Here is an 8,167-nt window from a genome sequence, read left to right on the forward strand (position 1 = left end):
TCCGTGGAGGACCGCAGTGCACCATCGTTCCCGTCCCACCGCCCGGGCGCTCGGCGCCGGCGCCGCCCTGAGTCTGGCGGTGGCGCTCACCCTGTCCGCCTCCCCCGCCCTGGCCGCGCCGCCTGGCCCGACCGCCGAATCCGATCCCGTCCCCGGCCTGGTGACCGGCGAGGGCACCGCCGCCCCGCAGTTGGTGACCGGGCTGTCCGAGGCGGCGCCCGGCAGTCCCGGTGAGGCGGCCCGCGCCCATCTCGCGGCCAACCCCGACCGGTACCGGATCGACCCGGGGCAGCTGACCGAGCTCGCGGTGGAGCGCACCGCCGAGGGCCGGCACACCGTCAGGTTCCAGCAGTTCCACGGCGGCGTACCGGTGCTCGGCGGGCAGTACCTGGTCCGCCTCGTCGGCGAGGGGGCCGGCCAGCGGGTGGAATCGGTCGGCGGCAAGTACTTCACCGGGCTCACCGCGCCGACCACCCCCGCCGTACCGGCCGCGACGCTGCGCAGGCTGGCGCTCGATTCGCTCACCGACCCGCGCGCCAGGGCCGGCGCCACCGTCGAGGACCGGGGCCCGGTCGTCCTGTCGGGCGGCGCGGGGCGGCTCGCCCAGCACTTCACGGTGCGCGCCACCGACCCGGTGACCAGGGCGCCACTGGTCCGCGAGGTCTACGTGGACGCCACGCGCGGCGTGATCGCCCTCGCCCACGACGCGCAGGGCCCGTTCCAGGCCGAGGGTGCCGGGGCCGGGGCGGCTCGTGCCGCGGCCCCCGCCGCGCCGGAATCCGCCACCGAGCCCGCCGCCCAGCCCGCCACCGGGACCGCCCCCGACCTCCTCGGCCGTACCGTGCCGGTGAACATCGCCCGTCAGCCGGACGGGAGTTACCGGCTCGTCGACCTCACCCGGCCCGCCACCGTCTCCACCTACGACGGGGCCGGGCGGGACTACCGGGAGTTCGGCCGGCTGCCCGCCGACACCCTCCCGGTCGGCTCCCCGGGCCCGGACTTCCCCGCCGCCACCGGCGCCAGCGGCGCCAGCGACGCCCACCTCAACGCCGGTACCGTGTACGACTTCTACCGCACCCGGCTCGGCCGGGACGGCCTGGACGGCAAGGGCAGCCCGATCACCTCCGTGGTGAACGTGAGCAACGGCGGCGCCCCGTTCCCGAACGCCTCCTGGGACGGGCAGAAGATGGTCTACGGCAACGGCGACGCCAAGTACCGCCAGTTCGCCGCGGCCCTCGACGTGGCCGGTCACGAGATGACCCACGGCGTCATCCAGCACACCGCCGACCTGGAGTACGCCGGCCAGTCCGGGGCGATGAACGAGGCGCTGGCCGACTACTTCGGCAACGCCATCGAGGTGACCGCCCGCGGCATCGCGATGACCGACCCGAAGGCCGCACTGCTCGGCGAGAGCCTGTGCCGCACCGGCACCCCCGAGGAGTGCGCGAACCGCCGGCTCGACGACCGCCGCACCACCGTGAACGACTACCTCGGCGCGGGGCTCGAACTGGACAACGGCGGCGTGCACCTCAACTCCACCATCTTCGCCGGCGCCCTGTGGGACATCCGGCGCACCGTCGACCCGCTCACCGCCGACCGGCTGATCTACCGTGCGCTCGCCGAGTACCTCACCCCGCTGGACGACTTCGTCGACGGCCGCAACGCCGTCCTCGCCGCCGGCCGCTCGCTCAACCTCAGCCGGTCCGAACTCCGTTCGGTGGCCGCCGCGTTCGACGCCCACGGGATCCGGGCCGGTTGGCAGAGCCGGATCGACACGGACAGTCGCCCGCTGCTGCGCGGCGTCGCCGCCCCGACCGGGCCGGCCGCGGGCGGAGGCCACTGGGTGATGGGCAACACCAACCCGAACGGCCAGGGCGGGTTCATCCTGTACACCGGATCCACCACCACCCCCGGCACCCCCACCCGGCTCAGCCCGAAGGACGACCGCATGCACGGCTGGGCCGCCACCGACGGCAAGTCCGCCGTCTGGCTGGCGATCGGGCCCGACGCCACCGGCACCTGGGGGACGGAGGTGCTGACCCGCTCGCTGTCCGGCGGCCCGGTCCGCAGCCTGTTCCAGTCATCGACCCAGTCGCCGGTCAGCGTGCAGATATCCGGCGCGGACATCGCCTTCGTGGTGCGCGACGGCGAAAGCAACCGGGCCTCGGTCCGGCTCTCCCACGACGGCGCCCCGCCGGTGGAGCTCCCGCTGCCCGAGGGGCACGCCGTCTCGCCGTTCGCCGGCTCCTCCCTCTCCCTCAAGGACGGCCTGCTCTCCTGGATCGAGACCTGGACGGCCGGGGACGCGACCGTCCAGGCACCGACGGTCTACTCGATCGCCACCGGCCGGGTCGGCGCGCAGTACGCGGTGAGCACCCCCAACGGCACCGACCTGCCGGTCCTCACGTCTCCGACGCTCGCGGGCGGCCGGCTGCTCTGGCTGCAGACCGCGGCCGACCCCACCTCCGGCCGGGACGCCATCCGCTCCGGCGCCCTGGACGGCTCCGGCGTGAACGACCTGCTGCCCGCCGACTCGTCGTACTCCCCGGCCGGCATGGACTTCACCGCCACCGACCAGGCCGTGACCTTCCAGCACCGCGGCGCCAAGCCGAGCGGCGGCTGGTCGAACGCCGCGCTCCCCAAGCTGTACCAGCTGCCGGTCACCGGCGGCGCCCCGGTGCGCGTCTCCTGCAACCGCGGCACCCAGTTCCACCCCGCCGCCGACCAGGGCACCCGGGTGGTCTGGCTGGACGCCACCCCCGGCCGCAACGACGTCGTGGTCCGCAGCCAGCCGGCCCGGGCCTGCTGATCACGTCAGACCGCCGTCGTTCGCCCCGCTGCCGGTGGGTACCGGCATCGGGGCGGACGACGGTCCGCGACCGACCCCCACCAGGCGGAACGGCTAGGCCCGGGCACCGGAAATTCTTCGGCGCCAGCCGGTGAGCGACCGTCACTTCCGGCCGCGCAAACAGCAAGATTTCCTGTCGCCCGTCACCCTTGCGCGCGAGCGCGGGTCTTGAGCGGAGCACCGGTCGGCAGCACCTACGGCACGGGGCGCCCGGGCCGACCCCGGGAGGGGGCGGACGGGGCCGCCGAAGCGGACGGAGGGTCCGGGGCCGGACCCTTAGGCTGGTGCACGCGGCACCGCCGGGAGTGCGACCGTGCCGAGTGAGCAGCCAGCCGAGTGAGCAGCGAGCCGAGGAGCCGGGCATGGAGAGTCGCAGGGTGGTTGTGACGGGGGCGACCTTCCCGGAGCGGGTGGTGCGGGAGCTGGAGGCCGACGGGTTCACCGTCGAGTCGCTCCCCGGCGACCTGGACGAGGACAAGGTGGTCCAGGCGCTACACGGCGCCTGGGGCTATGTGCTGGGCGGGTCGGAACTCATGTCCAGGCGCGCCTGGGAGCAGCTGCCGGACCTCGCGGTTGTCTGTTTCATGGGCACCGGCTACAGCTCCTTCATCGAGCTGCCGGAAGGTGACTCGCGGACGCGGTTCAGCTACACCCCGCACGCCAACGCGGTGGCCGTCGCGGAGTTCACCGTCGCCCAGATGCTCGACCTGGTGCGCGGGGTGACCCGCCGGGTGGCGGGTGTGCGGGCCGGGGTGTGGAGCGAGGACGCGACCCCGTCGCTGGTCGGCGCCCGGCTCGGGGTGGCGGGCATGGGACACATCGGCCGCGAGGTGGCCCGGATGGCGCACGCCGCGTTCGGGATGGAGGTGCTGTACTGGAACCGCACCCACCGCCCGGAGTTGGACGAACTGCCCTACACCGCGGTCTCCTCGCTGGACGAGCTGTTCGAGGCCGCCGACGTGGTGACGCTGCACTTCCCCCACCTGCCCGGGGTCAACGACGGAGTGATCGGCGCGAAGCAGCTGACCGCGCTCGGCTCCGACGGCTTCCTGGTCAACACGGCCCGCGCCGCCCTCGTCGACCCGGCGGCGCTGCGCACCGCGCTGGCCGAGGGCCGGATCGCCGGCGCGTCGATCGACGGCTACTACACCGAACCGACCCCGGCTCCGGACGAAGACCCTTACGGGCTACTGGAGTTCGTGCCGGACCGGCTGCTGGTGACGCCGCACTGCGCCTACCTGAGCACCCAGGCGATCCGGCGGATGGCCGACATGGCGGCCGAGAACCTGCGCGCCGTGGCCCGGGGGGACGAGCCACCGTACGCGGCGACGGCCGGTTAGTGCGCGACCTGGCTGCGCTTGCGTACCCAGGCATCTGCTGGACCACGTCACGAGTGCTCGACCTCTTGCCGAACGGCTCCACCGTCGTGTCGATCAGGACCCACCGGAAGGCCCAATCGACCGTGGCGCCGTGCTTGAGCACTGGAAGGCGCGCGACTTCCGCGCTCAAGTCCACCCGGCAACCCTCTGCGCACGCCGCGACCTCGTACTTGCCCTTGGCAGCTGGATGGCCCTGCCGGCAAGCGAGGACACGGGGACTGTCACAGCGCTGAACGCGGTCAGCCGCGGCTGGTTCTCCGCCGAGACCGTACTTCTGTACGGAAGTGGCCGGGGCAGAGCACTGCGTCCAGCGCTCACACCCATGAGGGTGAGAGGACTACGCGGATGGCGGTCATCGAAGCGCGGGCGCGAGGTTGCGGCGCTCGAAGGTTGGCGTCTCGGCGTGTGAGCCGAGCAGGAGCACGCAGTTCGAGCCGGTACTGGAGAAGATCCGTGTCCCGCGGACAGGGCCGGGCGGGCCCCGGAAGACGCCCGACAGCGTGGCCGCCGACAAGGCCTACAGCAACGGCCCGTGCCGCGCCTACCTGCGCAGGCGCGGCATCCGGCACACGATCCCGGAGAAGGCGGACAGTCAGGCCGCCCGCCCGCGCGAAGGCTCACGCGGCGGGTGCCCACCGGCCTTCGATGAGAAGCAGTAAAGGAAGCGCAACACCGTCGAACGGGCCATCAACAAGCTCAAGCACGCCCGAGCGGTCGCAACCCGATACGACAAGCGCGGATACGTCTAGCTCGGCACCGTCACCGCTGCCGCTCCCGTCATCTGGCTCCGCACATGATCGCCCGGACAGCTCCGCCCGGTAGTCCAGTGAGAGTTCTCCATTGGGCCCCGCTCACCAGGTCACGGGCAGTGACCGCATCCCGTAGATGAACGACTCGGTACGGAACTCGCGTTCGCCGGCCAGCCGCAGCCCCGGCAGTCGGCGGAACAGCGTCTCCAGGGCGATCTGGAGTTCGGCGCGGGCCAGCGGCTGGCCCAGGCACTGGTGCACGCCGAAGCCGAACGCCAGGTGCCGCCGGGCGTCCCGGTCCAGGTCCAGCTCGTCCGTCGCCCGATGGCCGGCGCCGCCGAACACCGCCTCGTCCCGGTTGGCGGTGGAGAGCATCGCCATCACGCCCTCCCCGGCCCGGACGGTGACGCCGCCCAGCTCCACGTCCTCCAGCGCCACCCGGGGCAGGCCGGTGTGCACGATGGTCAGCAGCCGCAACAGCTCCTCCACCGCGCCCGGCAGGGTGGCCGGGTCGGCCAGGCCGGGGATCTGCTCGGGGTGCTCCAGCAGCAGCGCGGTCGACAGCGAGATCATGTTCGCGGTCGTCTCGTGCCCGGCGATCAGCAGCAGCACGCCCATGCCGGCCACGTCGTCCGGGGTCAGGTCGTCCCGCGCCGCGAGTCGGCTGAGGACGTCGTCCTCCGGCTGTGCGCGCTTGCGGGCCGTCAGGTCGCGCAGGTAGTCCAGGACCTCCTCCTGGGCCTCCCGGAGCAGCTCCACGGTGCTCTCCTGGTTGAGCATCGTGCGGCTCAGGCGCTGGAAGCGGTCGTGGTCCTCGTACGGCACGCCGAGCAGCAGGCAGATCACCAGCGAGGGCACCGGCAGCGCGAAGTCGGTGACCAGGTCGGCCGTGGTCCGGCCCGCGGTCATCCGGTCCAGCGCCTCGTCCACGATCCGCTGGATCTCCGGGCGCAGCGCCTCCACCCGCTTGACCAGGAATTCCCCAGTGAGCATGCGGCGCTGGCGGGCGTGCTCGGGGTCGTCGAGCCGCAGGAAGTCCGGATTGTCGGTGATCAGCTCGCGAGCGCCGGCGACCAGCAGCGGGAAGGCCGGGTGGCGTATGTCGGCACTGAACCGGCGGTCGGACAGCACGGTGCGGACCTCGGCGAAGCCGGTGACCAGCCAGCAGAGGTCGCCGTCGGGCAACTCGGCCCTGGTCACCGGCCCGGTGGCGGCGGCCTCGGAGTACGCGGGCGGCGGGCCGAACGGGCAGCCGCCGGAGTGCCGGGCCGGCACTGGGAGGACGGGGGTGGTGGGTGCGGTGGTCAAGGCGGGGGTCTCCTCACGTCGCGGGTGTTCTCGTGGGGTTCGGGGCCCGGGAAGGTTCCCGGCGGCCTGCGGGGCCGGCGGCGGGGGTCCGTCAGGCCCCGGTCCGCGCGGGCTCGTCCCCGGTGACGGTAATCGCCCGGCCCGGGCAGAGCTCGGAGGCGAGTATGACGTCGTCGAACTGCTCGGGCAGCAAGACAGTCTGACGGAGCCTCACGAGACTGTCCCGGTCGTCCTGGTCGAAGACCGCGGGGGCGTTCATCACGCACATGCCGGAGCTGCAGCAACGGTCCCGGTCGACGCTCACCTGCATGTCGGGCACCTTTCGCCAGGGCGGCGCCGACTGCCCGGCGGCCGCCTCTCGTTGTCACGGTCAACCTAGCCGTCGCTGGTCCGTTCACGGAGGGATACGGTGGCCGGATCGGGAATGGCTGATTCGGCCCCTGTGTGTGAACCCCCATTGCGGTGCAATGCGTTTCAACCCGCGGTACTTCGCCGGACGGGTCGGCGGACCCGGCCGCGCGGACGGCCTCACAAGCCTTCGGCGGTGGCCAACTCCCGTACGGAGGACACCGTGTCGGCCTCGGCGGCGCTCTTGTCCGGCCGGTAGCGCACCACCCGGGCGAACCGCAGGGCCAGCCCGGCGGGGTAGCGGGGACTGCGCTGGAGGCCGTCGAAGGCGACCTCGACGACCAGTTCCGGCCGGACCAGCACCGTCCGGGCGTCCCACCCGGTCTCCCGGGCGAGCAACTCGGCGGTCTGCCAGGCGAGCGTCCGGTCGGTCAGCCCCTTGAAGGTCTTGCCGAGCATCACCCACGGGCCGAGCCCCGGCTCGCCGGCCGCCCGGGCGGCCGGCGAGGCCTTCGGACGGTCCCAAGGCGGTCGGACGGTCCCGAGGCGGTCGGACCACCAAGATCCACCTGAGCGCGGAGGGTCGCTGCCGGGCGTTGTCCCTGGTCATCACGCCGGGACAATGCGCCGACTGCACCCAGTTCGAGCCCGTCATGGACAAGATCCGGGTTCCGCGTCTCACGACCGGCCGTCCTCGCACCACGCCTGACAGCGTCAGTGCCGACAAGGCGTACAGCAATTGCCGGACCCGCCGCTACCAACGGCGGCGAGCGATCCGACACGTCATCCCCGAGAAGGCGGACCAGGCGGCGCACCGTCGCAAGCGGGGAAGTGCCGACGGTCGGCCGCCCGGATTCGACAAGGAGCGCGACAAGAAGCGCAATGTCGTCGAGCGCGCGATCAACAAGTTGAAGAACTTCCGCGCCGTCGCGACCAGGTATGACAAGCGCGCGTACATCTTCCTCGGCACGGTCACTGTCGCCGCACTGGTCATCTGGCTCCGCTCATGATCGCGCGGACAGAACCTAGTAGTGCTTTGTTAGGAGGCTTGTCGCATCGTGTGTTCGGTAGTTCTCTGTTGGTATGAGGGCTGGGGAGCTTGCGTTGTGGCGGGGGCGGTTGGAGGAGTTCGCGGCGGAGGTGTTCGCGCCCTTGGCCCGGCGTGATCAGCGGGCCAAGGGCGGGCTGTATCTGCGGGGGCTGCTGCTGGAGGGTCGGCGCAAGTCGATGCCGCCGATGGCCGAGCGCCTGGGGGTCGACCATCAGCGGTTGCAGCAGTTCATGACGTCCTCGACCTGGCCGGTCGAGGACGTGCGGGCCCGGCTGGCGCGGCGCGCGGTGCGGGCGGTGCGGCCCGAGGTGTGGGCCGTGGACGACACCGGCTTCCCCAAGGACGGCAAGGCCTCGCCCGGGGTTGCCCGGCAGTACTCCGGCACCCTGGGGGCTTGTTTCTGAATAACTGTCAGAGTTGATCTTCCTTGTCGGCGGGCTCGGACAGAAGGGCTCGGAGCTGTTCCAGGGTGCGGGTGGGCGAC

General features: G+C 72.5%; 5 protein-coding genes and 4 pseudogenes. 6 read left to right on the forward strand and 3 right to left on the reverse strand.

Annotation, left to right across the window (positions count from 1 at the left end):
• Positions 1 to 16 precede the first annotated feature (16 nt).
• The 4 genes and pseudogenes from ACFVYI_RS24335 to ACFVYI_RS24350 all read left to right on the forward strand — a co-directional run.
• Complete coding sequence (locus tag ACFVYI_RS24335) at positions 17 to 2,809, forward strand: M4 family metallopeptidase (protein WP_387889080.1); 2,793 nt, start codon at positions 17 to 19, stop codon at positions 2,807 to 2,809.
• 401 nt (positions 2,810 to 3,210) lie between these two features.
• Positions 3,211 to 4,188 carry a 2-hydroxyacid dehydrogenase gene (locus ACFVYI_RS24340; RefSeq protein WP_387889082.1) on the forward strand — a complete coding sequence of 326 codons (978 nt, stop codon included), beginning with the start codon at positions 3,211 to 3,213 and terminating at the stop codon, positions 4,186 to 4,188.
• A pseudogene (locus tag ACFVYI_RS24345) lies at positions 4,179 to 4,636 on the forward strand (glycosyltransferase family 2 protein); the annotation flags it as partial. The gene ACFVYI_RS24340 and the pseudogene ACFVYI_RS24345, both read left to right, overlap by 10 nt.
• A gap of 16 nt (positions 4,637 to 4,652) precedes the next feature.
• A pseudogene (locus ACFVYI_RS24350) lies at positions 4,653 to 4,976 on the forward strand (IS5/IS1182 family transposase); the annotation flags it as partial.
• A 102-nt stretch (positions 4,977 to 5,078) separates the two neighbouring features.
• Here the strand turns inward: ACFVYI_RS24350 and ACFVYI_RS24355 are convergent.
• From ACFVYI_RS24355 to ACFVYI_RS24365, 3 genes and pseudogenes are all read right to left on the reverse strand, one after another.
• A complete protein-coding gene (locus ACFVYI_RS24355) occupies positions 5,079 to 6,284 on the reverse strand; it encodes a cytochrome P450 (protein WP_387889084.1) in 1,206 nt (401 codons plus the stop codon).
• Between the two features lie 91 nt (positions 6,285 to 6,375).
• Positions 6,376 to 6,594, reverse strand: coding sequence for a ferredoxin (locus ACFVYI_RS24360; protein ID WP_387889086.1), 219 nt, complete (start codon positions 6,592 to 6,594; stop codon positions 6,376 to 6,378).
• Between the two features lie 218 nt (positions 6,595 to 6,812).
• Positions 6,813 to 7,103: pseudogene (locus ACFVYI_RS24365) on the reverse strand (ATP-dependent DNA ligase); the annotation flags it as partial.
• Between ACFVYI_RS24365 and ACFVYI_RS24370 the strand changes: the two are divergent.
• Positions 7,103 to 7,642, forward strand: a pseudogene (locus ACFVYI_RS24370) (IS5 family transposase); the annotation flags it as partial. The pseudogenes ACFVYI_RS24365 and ACFVYI_RS24370 sit on opposite strands and share 1 nt — an antisense overlap.
• A 73-nt stretch (positions 7,643 to 7,715) precedes the next feature.
• On the forward strand, positions 7,716 to 8,087 hold the full coding sequence (locus tag ACFVYI_RS24375; RefSeq protein ID WP_387889088.1) for a transposase: 372 nt from the start codon (positions 7,716 to 7,718) through the stop codon (positions 8,085 to 8,087).
• Positions 8,088 to 8,167: the final 80 nt, after the last annotated feature.

Source organism: Kitasatospora sp. NPDC058218 (assembly GCF_042882445.1).
Lineage (GTDB): Bacteria > Actinomycetota > Actinomycetes > Streptomycetales > Streptomycetaceae > Kitasatospora.